The sequence below is a fragment of the Paenibacillus campi genome (assembly GCF_034659835.1).
Taxonomy (GTDB): domain Bacteria; phylum Bacillota; class Bacilli; order Paenibacillales; family Paenibacillaceae; genus Saccharibacillus; species Saccharibacillus campi.
In genome coordinates, this window is record NZ_JAXSQZ010000001.1 from 153,670 (window position 1) to 168,356 (window position 14,687).

Below are 14,687 nucleotides of genomic sequence, written 5' to 3' on the forward strand. Positions count from 1 at the left end.
GTCTTTTTTGTATGTTTGATAGCGGATAGATGATTAGCTAAAACAATGACGATTGGAGTTGTTTGATGAAGTGTTTCAAGTCGCCAGTCTGCGTACAATAGTCAATAAACAGTTTGCTATTGCGACATATACGGGATAGCGGCGTCTATGAACCGAGGCTGGAGGGATAGGATGATGGAGAAGCATGAAACACGTGCACAATTAGAGCAGGAGTTACAGCAGATTACCCAATGGGAAAAGGCACAGCATGGCACATCATGGATGGATAAAATCGGGCGTATTCCGTTTGCGGTACTCGATCGTTTAACACCTAAATTTATCCGTGATAAGCTGGGCATCGCCCTGAATGAAATCGGACGTTTTATTCAAAATGGCGGCGCGTATTTGATCTCTCCCAAAGCGATGATGAAAAAGCTTGCCAAAGCAAGCGGTCAGCCGGATGCTGAGCTAAAACCGAAAGATGTAGCACGCCTACCGCTACGCGTTATGGATAATGCCGCTTTGGATTTATCGCGCAGTCGTTCCAATCTGGCAGCGCTGGAAGGGGCGGCGTCAGGGATCGGAGGAATTTTTACGATTGCGGCGGATATTCCGGCGATGATTGGCATTTCATTAAAAGTGCTACAGGAGATTGCGCTTTGTTACGGTTACTATCCAGCTGATCCGCAGGAAAGGCTGTTTATTTTGAAATGTTTACAGTTTGCTGCTTCCGATGTCGTTGGCAAAAAGGCAGTGCTGCAGGAGCTGTCTAATTTTGAGCAGGCGGATACGGGCAAGGAAGTATTTTCGCAAATTCAAGGTTGGCGTGAAGTGGTAACTAAATACCGCGACAATTTCGGCTGGCGCAAAATGTTTCAGGCGGTTCCAGTCGCAGGCATTTTGTTCGGTTCGATCGCTAACAAAAATTCACTTGATAGCATTGCCGAAGCAGGACGGATGTTATATCGCAAGCGCCGGATTATGGAGCGTATGCGCGAACTGGATGAAGTGGCTGTGAATAAAGCATGATGTGAGTTACAACAGAAACAGCCGTTTTGGTGCCTATACGCACAAAACGGCTTTTTTCTTTTCACAAAAGCGAACATATGTGCTATAATATCGGTAGTTGTCCATTATCCTGCTACATATCATAAATGGCTATACTATTCGCAGTCGTCGCGCGCTGGCAAGTTCAATGAATCAGGTATGTCCCTGCCTGTCCATTGGATCGTAACTAGCAGCATAGAAGTGGTTTGATGCATGTACAATACGTAATGTAAAAGACGGTACCTATTCGTACAGACAGGTTTGTTACGATCATTTTATAATACCGTTTCGAAACGCTCCCATTATAGCAGATTGTCCCCTGCTGTAGGGGGTATTGAGCATATTATCGTAGTATGCTTATGCTATGTTGGACTGCTTATCGTGTTTCAGCGTACATACAATCACATGTCGATAATCTGTCCATACGAATACGATACGCTGACGAAGCTGTATATAAAGCTACCGTATTTACTAATTACTGAATATTGTCGCCTGCTAATGTTAGATTACCGACACGCATCGCCAATATCGTATGATCCGGATATTTAGAATGTTGTTCAGCGAATACGACTACAATCCCTTTATTATGTTTCGTATTCGTCCATAGTTGGCGAAGCTTGCTTTGTTCTCGCTTGCTGGAGGACAATGTATACGTGGAGCCATCTCCACTAAACGCTTGCAATGTATCGAGAAAAGCATCCCAGCTCACTTCGCGTTTAAATCGATCAGACGTTTGAGAGTAGATGAGTTCATAATTTCCTGCTGCAATATTGCCTGGCAACTGTTCCGGTGGAAGTGGATATTCCTGTATGGTTTGCAGGCGAGCTTGTTTATGCGGTGTCAGCTTGATTACAGACAGATGGTCTCCACCTTTACGTGCCAGTTGGCTTTGTTCGGTGGAGACAGAATTGCCGAGCATGCCGCAACCGCCTAGTAGTAGAGCGGATACGATCATAACCGGTGCAATATGCCGCCAGTGCTGTAGTCGATTCATAAGAGACACTCCTTATGTGCCGGGTCGCCTGCCCGGTTATGTAATAGGTATAAATTAACGATACTACAAAACAATACATTAACTATACCATTTACTTAAATTTAATATGACGTTAATGGAATGAAAACAGCGGATTTACAAACGCATAGAAAGGAAGAATGTTGCCTCATGATGGGTAAATCCCACTTCATTATTAGTACCGGTCTGACCGTCTCGATTATGACGATGGCAGATGTCCCCGTTACGTCAGCCGCCGTTGTCGCCGCCGCCGTCAGTTCATTATTACCCGATATTGACGAGCCTAATTCAATCCTTGTTTCCAAAACATTGTCTGAACCGATTTTGCGTGTATTGCAGACGATTATGCTGGTCGCAGTCGTATGGATTTTATGGAAAGGTTTATTTGGAATGCCGTGGGACCTCGGTATTGCGGTCGCGGTCGTATTTATCGCCTTTTTGCCGTTACGTTCATTGCGCAAAGTAGTGATGTGTTTGATCGGGATTGGGATTATTATATACGGACAAGACATATCGCCGTGGAATTATATGGGCGGTAGCTTATTGATTATTTGTACCTTTTTACCGCATCGCGGGTTGACGCATACATTGTATGGAACAGCAGCATGGGCAGCGTTATTGTACGGAACGACCGCTCATACTGGCAACAGCATCTGGATTGCTGGTAGTATCTCGTATTTGCTGCATCTGCTTGCCGATTCACTGACGAATCGGGGCGTACGATTGCTACCACCGCTTAAATGGCGGTTGCGTTTTAACTTGATGAGTACGGGCACACGCAAAGGCTCAGCGGTGGAGAACGTTTGTATTTTGCTGACGATTATTATCGCTGGGATCGTCTTTTTGCCGAAATTGACGGGTGGGTAAGCGAAATGGGTGACACATATCACCTTCATAAACACAACAACCCTGCTACTCCTAACGTTTGATCTGCACAAGCAGAATGGGCATTAGAGCAGCAGGGTTATTTTATGAACAAGGAACATATGTTCGATTAAATGTCAAAAAAATATAGCATTTCCTGTGGAATGCCGGTACGCATCGCAAACGCCTCCAATGTCTCATCGTCACGTTGTTCGCGTCCTGTCGTTAATAAGGTGATCGCAAACGAATTCGCCTGCCGCTCCAGTTTGCCAGGCCAAAAATAAGAATGCTCCTCCAAAAAGAAGCGACTTAGCCCTTTGTGCAGGCGATCATGTCCCAATTCATGAGCACATACGAATCGTTGCCACTGTTCAGACAGCCCTTGATTAATGACGATAAAGCGTCGTCTCAGCTTGGCATAGTACAGCCCTTTGGTCGATTTGCCGAGGTCCATGTAACGAATATGTATGCCGAGCGCTGTAGCAATCTCAAAAGGGCAATTGGTCTGGTATTGATGTACGAGCCTGGCTGCGATATCATCCATCGTTATCATTCACCTCGATTAAGCGTTAGGATTGGAGCATCCGGTAGGGAAGCTGTTGAAATCGTCTGGCATTGGAAACATACCAACAGCCTCGTTTATGAACCGCTCCTTTCTTTGGAAGCAGGAGCGGGTGGCTTGCGTTTGTTCATATGTTTCGCTTCCCAAAACAAGCCGGTAAGCACATCTTTAATCCGCTGGCGGTCGTCTTCATCAAGCGGAACGCCATCAAACATTAATTCGCCGTCTTCTTCCAGCATTTTTTTGAAGTCTCGTTTGTCACGAGTGTTTGCCCATGCCGGAATTTGTGCGTGTTGTTCAGGGCGCAAATAGCCGGCATGATCCATCATTTCGGCATACGAAACGCCCAGCGCACCGGCGATCTTTTCGATCGTTTGCGGTTTGGGAACACCGCGTTTTCCGTTTTCAATGCGCGAGATTTGGGAGGTGCTAATACCGGCTGCATCTGCCAACTGGTTAATGCTCCATTTTTTCTGTTCGCGCATCTGTTTCAAATATAGTCCAAATGAAGATTGCTCCATTGACAAAACATCCTTTCTCCCGGCATCATGCGCCGCAAACTGCAATACGAAAGCTAAATGGGAGCAACTGCATTCGTTACTGCCCCATATCCAATCTTTATTTAACTATACCCCATTATTGCCATTAGGTAAACATTGGGAAATATCTCTTTGCCAAAAGGCATAATCGAGTGAGTAACAGCGAGCAATTGCAGGATTGGATGGTAAAAAATGCTGAATTTGGCGGTTTACGAAATGAGGCAAACATGATATCTTAAATATACGAAATGCGAACAAAATACGAACAAGAAGTAAAAAATGGAATTGAGATGACGGGAAATAGCAAATGGATTGCCGATCATCCAACAAATCACTATGTTTTTTTTGCCAAAAGGCAAAAAGTATATAAATAAAATTTGCTGCTTTTGACCTTTGCTTACTGATAAGAACTACTTTTAAGAGCCATTTTTAAAAGCTATCTTTAAGAACTATCTTTAAGAGCTACTTACACTGATTACACTAAAGGAGTGTTGTATATGAATCCGATGATTTCCTTGCCCGAACTTGACCGCCGCGAAACCCGTACTGCTGTGGAGGCTGTATTTGAAAAATATCGTATTTATAAAACGATCACATTTGAAGTACGCGAAACGTCGGTTACAGCATCATATGAAGCAAGAATGCACGGACCGACTCATATGACTAGCGATCCGACTGCCGGTGCAGCCATTTACAATGTAGATACGCCAGCTGCAAGACGTGCTTATTGCGAGCGGATTGAGGCGATCGTTGCCCGTCTCGGTGAACGGGAACAATTGCTCATTCGTGAGCGTTATTTGAAGCAGGACGATGTGTTTGATTATAAAGTGTACAGTTATTTATTTGATCCGCCGATCAGCAAAGATACGTATGTCAAAATTCGCAGCAAAGCATTTTATAAGCTGGCGCTTGCTTTTGCCGATAACAGTATGATTCATCTCGATGAGCTTGCGCCAGCGAAAAAACGTGTGCGTCGTACGGATATGAGTTGCAGTTCGTTTGCGAATAGGTAGCTCGTTCGTTTTTAAACGTAATCCATTCGACTATAAAATGATAACTCTAACGGTTTACAGGCATCGCCTCATAAACAATATAGCAACCTCCCTAAGCGTGAAAATACAAATAGCTAGAAACGATAACTTATCGTAAGTGAATAATCTCTGTTTGCAGAAGTGAAAAGACTGCTCGTCGATCGGGCAGTCTTTTTGTATAATTGATTCGTAATAGCGATGCTTCGGTTATGTACACATAGGGAGAAGGAACTATATGCTGAGAACGTACTCATTATAGAGGGAGCAATAGCATATTTCATTAGTTTATGTTATTTTATGGTAAATATAGTAGTCGGTATACATAATGAATGAGCGACATACATAATTATTTATAGATAGGGGTTATTGTTCCGTGAAAAGTGAATTTCCTGCCACCACATCATCCGGCGGTTCAGGACGTGTCTGGTCCAAATATGTCCGCCGTGCCTGGTTGTTTGACAGTGCCGTTGTGTCGGTGCTGGTCGGTTTGCTCGGGTCGATCTATTTGAATTTTGCGCTACAGCAGACGACTGTATTGGAGCCGGTTAGTTTACGGGAGCAGCTGATGTTGTTTTTGATGTTTTTGATCCCGATAGTCAGTTATGGATTGGTCATACTGGCACCGCTTAATGGCTGGATTCGCTCTAGTGTACGGCGGGTGTTGTTTCAGTTTCTGCTATTTAATGTAACGGCACTGCTGTTCACACAAATCGTCATCAGCACATTACCGTTGCCGGATGCGTTTGAGTCTTCGATGGTGCTATGGTGTGTGCCGATATTCGGGATGATCTCGTATTTGTATTCAAGTTTGTTTTTGAATCAGACGTCAGCGGCGGTATAAAGTGTTACAGACAGGAGTGCAATCGCTTGGATTGGATGCAGCAGCAAAGTAACATGGCTAGTACTTTGACCAAGTTAAATGTTAATTTTGATTGTGTACTGAAATCCTGATCCATGCGACCTTAAAACAGACTCAACACTCAAATTAATCTCAGTCAAGATACTAGTAGACTGTCTCAAATGAAAATTGTGTTTAAACTTCCCTAAATCGATTCAGCACCAAGCGATTGTTGGATCGACAAACTGTAAATGTATTTAAGACAAGTTACTAGGGATGGAGCGCCCATGATTAACGAATTGGATCAAGCGCATTTGGCATAACCGGTGAATGTGTTAGAGTGCATCAACAGGCATCAACAGTCCATAGAGAAGGCGCAGCGAATAGAGCATACAACACTGATCGTTTAAGCAGATATAAAGCTAGTAGTTATTGGGCAAATGGAGAGAGTTTTCGGCATGTACGCGGCTGAAGGCTCTTTTTGCGTATTTTTGACGCTATAATTCCGCCAAGCTTCGCTTATAATCGTCCTTTTTCCGTCCGGTATGCCGTCTCCATTAGGGGAAAACCGGTGTAAGATTGTATTATCGGAAATGAAGCAAACGAGCACATCACCGAAAGCACCTACGCTAATGTTACAAGGACCTGCTATGAAGCGGTTTTTTTTGATGCGGTCTATAGTGCCAGTGCTTCATTTCTGTTTTGCAGTATAGTTTGAAATGGACGGGAAAGGAGGGGAGTGGGATTCCGAAGATTAGGGCAACACTAAAAGCGCAGCTGGCGCAGTTCATTCCCGAATGGCAAGGCAAAGTGTTCGATCTGCCATCAGCAACAGCTACGTTAAATGCACCGTGCGCGGTCATTACATTTGCTGAAGAAGTACAAAAATCCGCTTGGGCAGGATACCGGCGTATCGTTAAAGTTTCGCCTTATGTTACACCAGCTGCGGGTGGGATGGAGCAGATCGAGGCATGGTGCGCTCTTTTGATCGCGAAGCTGCATCAGACGCGTTTGACTGATTCGACTGGAGCCGCGTTTACATGTGTGTATTTGGGCACAGCCGACAGCGACCAGTTGGATGCGGGCGGACAGCTGCTTACACGACCGATTCGTTTCGGTATTTATGTGCCTGAGCCGACCGGCATAGAGCAGCAAGCAGCATCTGGTTCGGCAGCTGTCTCAACGACAACAGCGACATCATCTGCATCAACAGAGACTGTTGATACATGGCTAGAGGCGTTAAACCGCTGGACGTATGAGCAGCTTGGCGACGAATGGACGGTGTATAACGATGCCTGGCCTTCCGGTTATGTAGCGCCGTCGATGTTGTGGCGTTTAAGCGGTGTCAGCAGTACGGCAGCAGGTACATCAACGTTTGAGCTGCGCAAGCAGTGGATCGGGCATGTGTACGGGGTTAGCGAGCAACAGAACAAACGCATTGCCGCCCAACTGGTAGAGCGATTGAATGCAACAGTGAAATTAAAGCTATCATCGAATACAGCACAGCATCGTTACGTAACGATTGGGGAAGCATCCGCCGATGTACAGGCAGATGCTTTTTTAAATGGGCAAATTCGCCTCACCTTGCTGGCGCGCACATCGCGTGATTTGCCGCAAGCACCGCTAATGCGTGACATTCATCATACATCTATGCTCGATAGCTAAGCATTGTATTTTGGCATTATAAACAGAAACGAGGTTGAGTCTATGACGGCAACGACCGAGCTATCGGCAGTGACAAATGAAGCGCGTTATTCGCTACAAGTGCTGCTGCCGTATGCACAAACGACATTTGGCGTAAAACCGGAAGTGATGCATGGTGTATTCCATGTTATGGCAGAGCGCACCTTTACGATTGAAGAAGTACACACACACATCCAACAATTTATGAAAGCGAAGGTGGAGTAATATGGCAGGCGGAACTTGGGAAAGCACGAATCGACCGGTATTACCGGGTTTGTATATGAATTTTCAGGCGGCAGCAGCTTCAGCTATTCAAGGCGGTGATCGTGGTACCGTTGTTGTGCTCGTCAAAGGTAACTGGGGTCCAACGAAGCAATTTGTGGAAATCGGCAGCGAAACGGCGATTACGACTACATTTTCGGGCGAAAGTACGAATGGTGCAACCGCGTACAGCTCGCTTTATCTTGCCTTGTTAGGTGGGCCGAAAAAGCTGCTCGCCTACCGTCTTGCCGATACGACGGCAGCAGCGGCAAGCGTTAGTCTAAAAGCGGATACGACAGCGGTGTTGAAGCTGGATGCCAAATATACCGGTACACGTGGTAACGGCTTTAGCGTCACTGTTCAGCCAAGCATTGCCGATAGCAGTAAGCAGGAGTTGCGTCTGTATGAAGGTACACGTCTGCTGCGTGCGTATGTGTCGGCAAACGGTACAGCTGCCGATTTTACGGCACAGATCAATGCGGATACGGACAATGCGTATGTGATCGCTTCGGTCATTGGTAATGGCGGCGTCGTATCCAGTATCGCTACCGCAGCATTTACCGGTGGTGTCAGTGGCAATGCAGGTCTGGTCAATGCGGACTATATCGCGGCGCAGGCAGCGCTGGAAGCGGAAGATTTTAATGTGCTGGCGCTTGATTTTGCCGCCGATTCTGCGCTGCTGCAAAGCTTCTCGGCTTGGGTGAAACGAGTGCGTAGCGAAGGTAAAGGCATCACGCTGGTCGTTGGCGGCAATACTGCCGATGATATTTCGTCCAAAGCCGCCACAACCGCAGCAACACGCTCGCTGGCGCTGAACAATGAAGGTGTGATTAATGTCGGCACAGGCGTACGTATCGGTACAATCGACTATAGTTCTGCACAGACAAGCGCCTATGTTGCCGGTTTAATTGCCGGTCAGCGTTTGAATGAATCGACGACATATTATGTGGCACCATTTGACGATGTGACTCGCCGTTGGACGCGTTCGGAACAAGAGCAGGCGGTAAAAAATGGCGTGTTTATTTTCTTTTACGATGGTCGTCAGGTCAAAGCATTACGCGGCGTCAATAGCCTCGTCATTCCAGCTGCTGGTCAAAATAACGCGTGGAAGAAAATTCGTTCGATTCGTGTTATGGATGCGATTAACAGCGATTTGCAGCGTGCGGCAGAGGAGTCGTATATCGGTAAAGTAAACAATACCGAAGAAGGCAGACTGGCGTTAATCGGTGCGATGAAACAGTATTTGAACCTGCTTGCACAAAGCAGTGTAATTGAGGCATCCGGTTTTGACGTCATTCTCGACCCAGCTTATTACGGTGACGCGCCTGTACTGAAGCCGGCGGCAGACCAAGTATTCCTGCAATGGAATGTGAAGCTGACCGATGTGATGGAGCAGTTGTTTGGCACATTTTACGTGCAATAATGGTTTTGCTGTGGGCAAGTGCACGATATAAATAAACCATTCAACCCAAATACTAACGATTCCTGAGGAGGAATAAACGATGCTGGATGCTTCAAGAGTAATTCTTGGTACACATGGACAACTGCATATCGATGGAGTGTGGCAAACACATATTAATAAGCTGGAAGCAAGCGTGGAAATTGAAAAACGCGAGCTGAATCTGGTCGGCAATGACTGGAAAGTGCACAAAAATGGTATCAAAAAAGGGACGGGTACGATGACCGGCTATAAAGTCACATCCGATATGATCCGCCGTGGTTTCCAAAAATTCGATATTATTTCCAAACTGGATGATCCTGAATCGTATGGCCATGAACGTGTGCGTCTAATCCGCTGCATGGCAGACAAAATTCAACTTGCCAACTGGACCGCAGGTGAGGAAGTGCCGGAAGAAACGACGTTTACGTTTGAAGGGTACGAGCTGCTCGATCCGATCGTAGCAAATTAAGACATGCTGAACAGATCGGTGCGATTGCACATGAACGTATCGTTGTGACAAGACGGTAGCCTAACTTGCAGGCAAGCGGTACAGCCGTAATGGACTGACAACTAACGAGTGTGGCAAATAAGTATAAACGATTTGTCGCATTCGTTGTTTGGTCTATAGCTGTACATCATCATTTATTTACAGGAGGAATTGTTGTATGAGTTTGAATGAACATATGTCGGAAGAACAAATTTTGGACAGTCTGTTTGAAGCGGCGGATAAACTGCCGGAGGAAACGGTACGCATTCAACGTCTCGATATGCTGATGACGCTACGCGGTCTGACGTCGAGTAAGGTCGATAGCATTCGCGAGCGTTGTACCGTGCGTAAGACGGTGAAAGGGCATACAGAGGAAAAAGTGGACGGGGAGACGTTCAATGCACTGCTCATTTCGGAAGCGACAGCGCAATTGGAAGTGAAAGGGCTGGCGCTGAACGGCTGGGGCGATCCGCGGATTACGAGTCGTTTGAAATTGTCCGGTGGCGAGCAGGCGGTGCGCCGGATGTTGTTGGCGGGTGAATTGGATGCGGTAGGGGATAAAGTGTTGGAGTTATCCGGTTTTGGTGTGGAGCTTGAAGACATAAAAAACTAATCGATACCGGCGGAATCACGACGATAATGTATCATATGTGGGTACGTCATCATCTCCGACCGGGCGATTTCTGGAATTTGCCAAAAGGCGAGCGTATGCTGCTATTGGCATTTACTAAACAAGAATTAGAATCGATCAATGGATCATCATCCAAATGATATAGCAGTGCGCAATGTAATAATACAAGGAGGTGAAAAAGTGGCGGATTCTAAAAGTTATAAAGTGAATTTAATAACCGATGTGCAAGACCTGATTAAAGGCAATCATGAGTTACGGGCAACGAGCCGCTATATGGATAGCGTAAAACGGGCGACCGAACAATTTGGCAGAGCCAGATACCAGGGCTTGATCAAAGTTAATACGGAATTGAAATATATGGAACGTCATTTAGCCAATATTTATAGTCTGGCGGTGCGTGTAGCACGTTTACGGGTTACGCCAGCCGTTTATTTGATCGATTACGCTACACCAGCGTTAGAACGACTTTTGCAAAAGTTAAAGAAAGTTAGTTCGTATGCTGTCCTGGCAAGAGCGAATTTTAATATGCCGATCCTACCTGCAACAGTGATGACCAAAGTGGATACTACGACCACGACCACGATTGAAGGATGGAATATGGATGCATGGATTGCAGCGCTCAATACAAATACGACTGCGATAACAGGGCTTACAGCTAAATTGGATACTTTAAAATTAGATGGCGGTGGGGAGAAAAAGGAAGAACCTAAAGGATTTCTGGATTCATTGGTTGGTTTTCTAGGCGGAGGCAAATCGGTTGGAGAAGGACTGAAATCGGTTGGAGAAACGCCTGAAAAATGGACTGAAATGGCAAAAACATGGAAAGATTTGAAAACACCTGGCAGTAAAATAGCTAAGATTATCAAAGTAGTACAAACTACAGGAGAGTTTGCGGAAACAGTATTTAAAGCAGGTGAAGGGTTAATTGGTGGATCAAAAAGTCTTTTGGAAAATGGCAAAGGAATGTTTAATAGTTTGGTTGAAGGCGCGGGAGGGATGGTTAAAGGTTTCTCTAAATTTTTGGGACCTTTAAGTTATGCATTTGATGCTACGCGGTTTGCAACTGCGGACAATAACGAACAAAGAGGATCAGCTATTGGTTCAGCTATTGTCGGCGGAGCCGGTACAGCTTTAGGAGGCGCTTTAGGTTCGGCTTTACCGGGAGTGGGGACTGTCGTTTTAGGAGCAAGCTTAGGTGTTGGCGGAAGTATAGTAGGGGATAAGCTTGGCGGAATGATAGGTAAAATTTTCGATTCACCGAATGTACCTACACAGACAACAGTTACGCAAAGTATTAAAAATGGAGCGACTATACCGCCTATAGACTTTTCGCATGTTACCGGCTTTCCTACATCACCACCTAAAATGATGTTAGCCCCTCAACCGACATTTGCCAGTCGATATGTATTGCCGATCGTTGAGAACTATATGAAACCTAAAGTGGAGGCGATGTCTCGACAAAATGCGGCTAACTCTCCATTACTGCCAGCTCCCCTCCATGTCGGTAAAGTACCGCCAGCAGCTACAATTACGACGAAAACAAGCGTTCAATCGGTCGTAAAACTTAGCGACACACAAATGGGAACGATCTCAGGAATGCTAAAAGATTTCAAAACAGAGCTGACGAACAATATATCTGTCAATGTTCCAGCAGGTGCTGTGCAAGTGACCGTTAAGGAAAATAAAATTGATTATGATTTACTCGCTAGCCAAGTCGGGCAGCGAATTATGGTTGAAGTTAGAAAAGCGCTCGAAAATCGCAAACCTCCTGCTCAAGCGATCAAATAACTGTTTTATGTATACTGCTAACTATACATGAAAGGAGGAACCCGATTGGACATCTACCTGATCGATGGCACGCGCAATTTTTTCCATTTTCCCGTTAATCCCGAAGAAATTACAATTTCCCGTTCTAAAGGCTATGAGACGATCAATATGCTGGAGCATGGTGAATTCGATTTTACATTGGGCGATAAAATGAAGGAAATCAGCTTTGCTTCCTTTTTCCCTAAACATTATGATCCATCGTATTGCCGTTACCCAACATTGCCGACTCCGCAGGCAGCGACGAATCAATTGAATCAGTTTCTGATATCCAGACAGCCTGCCCAGCTCGTGATCACCGGTACCGGCGTTAATGTCCCTGTGTATTTGATCATGTACAATACGACATTCCGTGGCGGCGAGCCGGATGATATCGCGTTTGAGCTGACGTTTCGTACATGGCGTGATGCCAAAGTACAGTCTCTAAAAGCAGCGGTTGCAGGCAAAACGACCGGGCAATCCGGGTCACGTACCGATCTGAAGCAAACGAATAAAACGTACATCGTCAAAGCAGGCGATTCGCTCTCCAAAATCGCCAAGCTGGAGCTAGGTGACAGTTCCAGCTGGAATGCTATTTACAAGCTGAATGCGAAGATGATCGGCGGTAATCCGAATGTGCTCAAGCCTGGACAGAAGCTGGTGATGCCGTCATGAGCTACAAAGTGATCGTACGGAACCGGTATGATCTGACCGCACTAGTAGAGACGATCAGTTTGCGTGATTCGCTTGATCAGATCGCTTATCAGGCGAGTATCCGGCTAGCGGTACGAAGCGACTCTGGCTTGCCTAGGCTAGCGCCGGGGATGGACATTCGCATTAGCGGCATTCCGTTTGGCGACAAGCAGTTTCATCCACTGCTCCATCCGGGCGTAATTTGGGAAATCGAAAGTGCTAATAGTGGCAGCAAACGGCTTAATTTGACCGTATATGACCGGATGATCTATTTGGAAAAATCCGAAGACGAATATTTGCTGCCCAAAGACCAGACGGCAAGCCAGCGGCTAAAAACGTATGCCAAAGACTGGAACATTACGCTCGGTACGATTCCGGACACCAAAACGAAGCTAGGCAAAGCGGTGTATCGGTCGCAAACGATCTTTGCGATGCTGTTTGCTGATCTAAAAGAAACCGCCAAATCCGGCGGCCCGATGTTCCATCCACGGATGACGAGCCGCGGCTTGGAACTGTTTGAGCTGGGCAGCAATCGTGAAGTGCAGCAATTGGAGCGCTTGATCGATCTGACACAGCTGCGCACATTGGAAGGTGCGGTTACTAAAGTGAAGGTGCTGGCTGCCAATGAAGCGACGACTGGCAAAGAAGTGCCTTCCAAAGTGCTCGCTGTCGAGCAAAAGGATGCCGCTACTTTCGGAACGCTGCAAAAGCTAGTTAATGATGACCAGATCAAAACCGCAGATGCTGCCAAAAAAGTTGCCAAACAGATGCTAACTGGTGTACAGCAGACATTCAATGTGACTGCACCGGATATCAATACGATTCGTGCCGGTGATGCGGTACTGCTGAGCGGCATGAATCTGCTCGTTATAACCGTCAGCCATGATCTGGGCAATCCGGGCACGATGACACTGGAGCTTGCGACCCGGGACTATGTAAGAAGGAGGTATTATTTTGAGTAAAAAAGACCCGTATGGGCATTTTGCCGATGTAATGCGTTCAACGATGTCGCAGCATACACAACAGGCGATTAGCGGTCTGGGAGCTGTGCTAGGTACGATAACCGCTTCCGGTGTGAAGCTGGATGACTTCAAGCATGAAATTCAAGATTATATGATCGCTGAGCTGCCCGGTTTGCTGGAATTGCCGCAACGTATATACACAGGCAGTGTGCATCCGCAAGGACAAGGTAGCTTTCATGGCGGTGTCTCGCTTAGCGATTATGCATTTGATGCCTCTGCGGTGCAGCAAAGTGTACTGCATGTACAGCATGGCTTGAAGCCGGGGGACCGTGTACTTGCACTGCGTGTGAACAGTGGAAATGATGTGGTCATCGTTTGTAAGGTGGTGAATGCGGGTGGCTAATTTGTTTCCGAGTACAGATGATTTTATTTGGGGCGATGAAGAAGCGGTAGCCGCTGCCGATCGCGGTGAAATTTCATTTGGACGAAGCTGGCGCTATGATTATGATGCTGGCGAATTTGTGATGACACCGAGCGGACGAGTGGCGGTTGCCGCTGGCAAACAAGCATGGGTGCAGTGGTGCCACAAAGCGCTACTCACACCACGCTACCGACATGTGATCTATTCGCGTGACTACGGTAGTGAACTGGATACGTTAATCGGCACCGGGCAGGGACGTGCGGTGCTGGAAAGCGAAATTACACGCATGGTGACCGAGGCGCTATTAGTTGATACCCGTACAGCTGCTGTAGATCAGTTTACATTTGAATGGGCTGACGATCATTGCCAGATGAAATGCCGTGTCATCAGCGTGCAGGATGATATTGAAATTTTGGAAAGTGAGGTGATCTGA

General features: G+C 46.3%; 17 protein-coding genes. 14 read left to right on the forward strand and 3 right to left on the reverse strand.

Going from position 1 to position 14,687, the window contains the following annotated elements:
• The first annotated feature begins 174 nt into the window (after nt 1–174).
• Nucleotides 175–1,008, forward strand: a complete 834-nt coding sequence (locus tag U1I11_RS00535) for an EcsC family protein (RefSeq protein ID WP_322904424.1) — start codon at nt 175–177, stop codon at nt 1,006–1,008.
• A 493-nt stretch (nt 1,009–1,501) separates the two neighbouring features.
• On the opposite strand, the gene U1I11_RS00540 is transcribed toward U1I11_RS00535, so the two are convergent.
• On the reverse strand, nt 1,502–2,020 hold the full coding sequence (locus U1I11_RS00540) for a hypothetical protein (protein ID WP_322902937.1): 519 nt from the start codon (nt 2,018–2,020) through the stop codon (nt 1,502–1,504).
• Between the two features lie 168 nt (nt 2,021–2,188).
• On the opposite strand from U1I11_RS00540, the gene U1I11_RS00545 reads away from it, so the two are divergent.
• Nucleotides 2,189–2,905: a metal-dependent hydrolase gene (locus tag U1I11_RS00545; protein ID WP_322902939.1), complete on the forward strand. Its 717-nt coding sequence runs from the start codon at nt 2,189–2,191 to the stop codon at nt 2,903–2,905.
• Nucleotides 2,906–3,032: 127 nt separating this feature from the next.
• Here U1I11_RS00545 and U1I11_RS00550 read toward each other — a convergent pair whose 3' ends face one another.
• Together U1I11_RS00550 and U1I11_RS00555 are read right to left on the reverse strand one after the other, a co-directional pair.
• Nucleotides 3,033–3,446, reverse strand: coding sequence for an ImmA/IrrE family metallo-endopeptidase (locus tag U1I11_RS00550; RefSeq protein WP_322902940.1), 414 nt, complete (start codon nt 3,444–3,446; stop codon nt 3,033–3,035).
• Between the two features lie 95 nt (nt 3,447–3,541).
• Entirely contained in the window at nt 3,542–3,985 is a 444-nt protein-coding gene (locus U1I11_RS00555; protein ID WP_322902942.1) for a helix-turn-helix domain-containing protein, read from the reverse strand.
• Between the two features lie 515 nt (nt 3,986–4,500).
• Between U1I11_RS00555 and U1I11_RS00560 the strand changes: the two genes are divergently transcribed.
• The 12 genes from U1I11_RS00560 (at nt 4,501) to U1I11_RS00615 (ending at nt 14,687) form a co-directional block, all read left to right on the forward strand.
• Complete coding sequence (locus tag U1I11_RS00560) at nt 4,501–5,016, forward strand: ArpU family phage packaging/lysis transcriptional regulator (RefSeq protein WP_322902943.1); 516 nt, start codon at nt 4,501–4,503, stop codon at nt 5,014–5,016.
• 391 nt (nt 5,017–5,407) lie between these two features.
• Complete coding sequence (locus U1I11_RS00565) at nt 5,408–5,875, forward strand: hypothetical protein (protein WP_322902944.1); 468 nt, start codon at nt 5,408–5,410, stop codon at nt 5,873–5,875.
• Between the two features lie 711 nt (nt 5,876–6,586).
• Nucleotides 6,587–7,537: a hypothetical protein gene (locus U1I11_RS00570; protein ID WP_322902945.1), complete on the forward strand. Its 951-nt coding sequence runs from the start codon at nt 6,587–6,589 to the stop codon at nt 7,535–7,537.
• A gap of 42 nt (nt 7,538–7,579) precedes the next feature.
• Nucleotides 7,580–7,780, forward strand: coding sequence for a YqzN/YkzM domain-containing protein (locus U1I11_RS00575; RefSeq protein WP_322902946.1), 201 nt, complete (start codon nt 7,580–7,582; stop codon nt 7,778–7,780).
• Nucleotide 7,781: 1 nt separating this feature from the next.
• Complete coding sequence (locus tag U1I11_RS00580; protein ID WP_322902947.1) at nt 7,782–9,239, forward strand: phage tail sheath subtilisin-like domain-containing protein; 1,458 nt, start codon at nt 7,782–7,784, stop codon at nt 9,237–9,239.
• Nucleotides 9,240–9,318: 79 nt separating this feature from the next.
• The gene (locus tag U1I11_RS00585; protein WP_322902949.1) at nt 9,319–9,726 is read left to right on the forward strand and encodes a phage tail tube protein; all 408 of its coding nucleotides are present in this window, start codon (nt 9,319–9,321) and stop codon (nt 9,724–9,726) included.
• Nucleotides 9,727–9,922: 196 nt separating this feature from the next.
• Nucleotides 9,923–10,357 (forward strand): phage tail assembly chaperone, encoded by a 435-nt coding sequence (locus U1I11_RS00590; protein WP_322902950.1) that lies wholly within the window; start codon nt 9,923–9,925, stop codon nt 10,355–10,357.
• Between the two features lie 198 nt (nt 10,358–10,555).
• Nucleotides 10,556–12,163, forward strand: a complete 1,608-nt coding sequence (locus U1I11_RS00595; RefSeq protein ID WP_322902951.1) for a hypothetical protein — start codon at nt 10,556–10,558, stop codon at nt 12,161–12,163.
• 45 nt (nt 12,164–12,208) lie between these two features.
• Complete coding sequence (locus U1I11_RS00600) at nt 12,209–12,853, forward strand: LysM peptidoglycan-binding domain-containing protein (protein WP_322902953.1); 645 nt, start codon at nt 12,209–12,211, stop codon at nt 12,851–12,853.
• Nucleotides 12,850–13,833 carry an XkdQ/YqbQ family protein gene (locus U1I11_RS00605; RefSeq protein ID WP_322902954.1) on the forward strand — a complete coding sequence of 328 codons (984 nt, stop codon included), beginning with the start codon at nt 12,850–12,852 and terminating at the stop codon, nt 13,831–13,833. The genes U1I11_RS00600 and U1I11_RS00605 overlap by 4 nt, the downstream gene beginning before the upstream one ends.
• Nucleotides 13,834–13,864: 31 nt before the next feature.
• Entirely contained in the window at nt 13,865–14,236 is a 372-nt protein-coding gene (locus U1I11_RS00610; protein ID WP_416235589.1) for a hypothetical protein, read from the forward strand.
• Entirely contained in the window at nt 14,229–14,687 is a 459-nt protein-coding gene (locus tag U1I11_RS00615; RefSeq protein ID WP_416235576.1) for a DUF2634 domain-containing protein, read from the forward strand. The genes U1I11_RS00610 and U1I11_RS00615 overlap by 8 nt, the downstream gene beginning before the upstream one ends.

Excerpts from the sequence above, each read along its gene's own strand:
- U1I11_RS00535 (WP_322904424.1), top strand. The coding sequence starts at position 175 with ATGGAGAAGCATGAAACACGTGCACAATTAGAGCAGGAGTTACAGCAG.
- U1I11_RS00540 (WP_322902937.1), bottom strand. The coding sequence starts at position 2,020 with ATGAATCGACTACAGCACTGGCGGCATATTGCACCGGTTATGATCGTA.
- U1I11_RS00545 (WP_322902939.1), top strand. The coding sequence starts at position 2,189 with ATGATGGGTAAATCCCACTTCATTATTAGTACCGGTCTGACCGTCTCG.
- U1I11_RS00550 (WP_322902940.1), bottom strand. The coding sequence starts at position 3,446 with ATGGATGATATCGCAGCCAGGCTCGTACATCAATACCAGACCAATTGC.
- U1I11_RS00555 (WP_322902942.1), bottom strand. The coding sequence starts at position 3,985 with ATGGAGCAATCTTCATTTGGACTATATTTGAAACAGATGCGCGAACAG.
- U1I11_RS00560 (WP_322902943.1), top strand. The coding sequence starts at position 4,501 with ATGAATCCGATGATTTCCTTGCCCGAACTTGACCGCCGCGAAACCCGT.
- U1I11_RS00575 (WP_322902946.1), top strand. The coding sequence starts at position 7,580 with ATGACGGCAACGACCGAGCTATCGGCAGTGACAAATGAAGCGCGTTAT.
- U1I11_RS00580 (WP_322902947.1), top strand. The coding sequence starts at position 7,782 with ATGGCAGGCGGAACTTGGGAAAGCACGAATCGACCGGTATTACCGGGT.
- U1I11_RS00585 (WP_322902949.1), top strand. The coding sequence starts at position 9,319 with ATGCTGGATGCTTCAAGAGTAATTCTTGGTACACATGGACAACTGCAT.
- U1I11_RS00590 (WP_322902950.1), top strand. The coding sequence starts at position 9,923 with ATGAGTTTGAATGAACATATGTCGGAAGAACAAATTTTGGACAGTCTG.
- U1I11_RS00605 (WP_322902954.1), top strand. The coding sequence starts at position 12,850 with ATGAGCTACAAAGTGATCGTACGGAACCGGTATGATCTGACCGCACTA.
- U1I11_RS00610 (WP_416235589.1), top strand. The coding sequence starts at position 13,865 with ATGCGTTCAACGATGTCGCAGCATACACAACAGGCGATTAGCGGTCTG.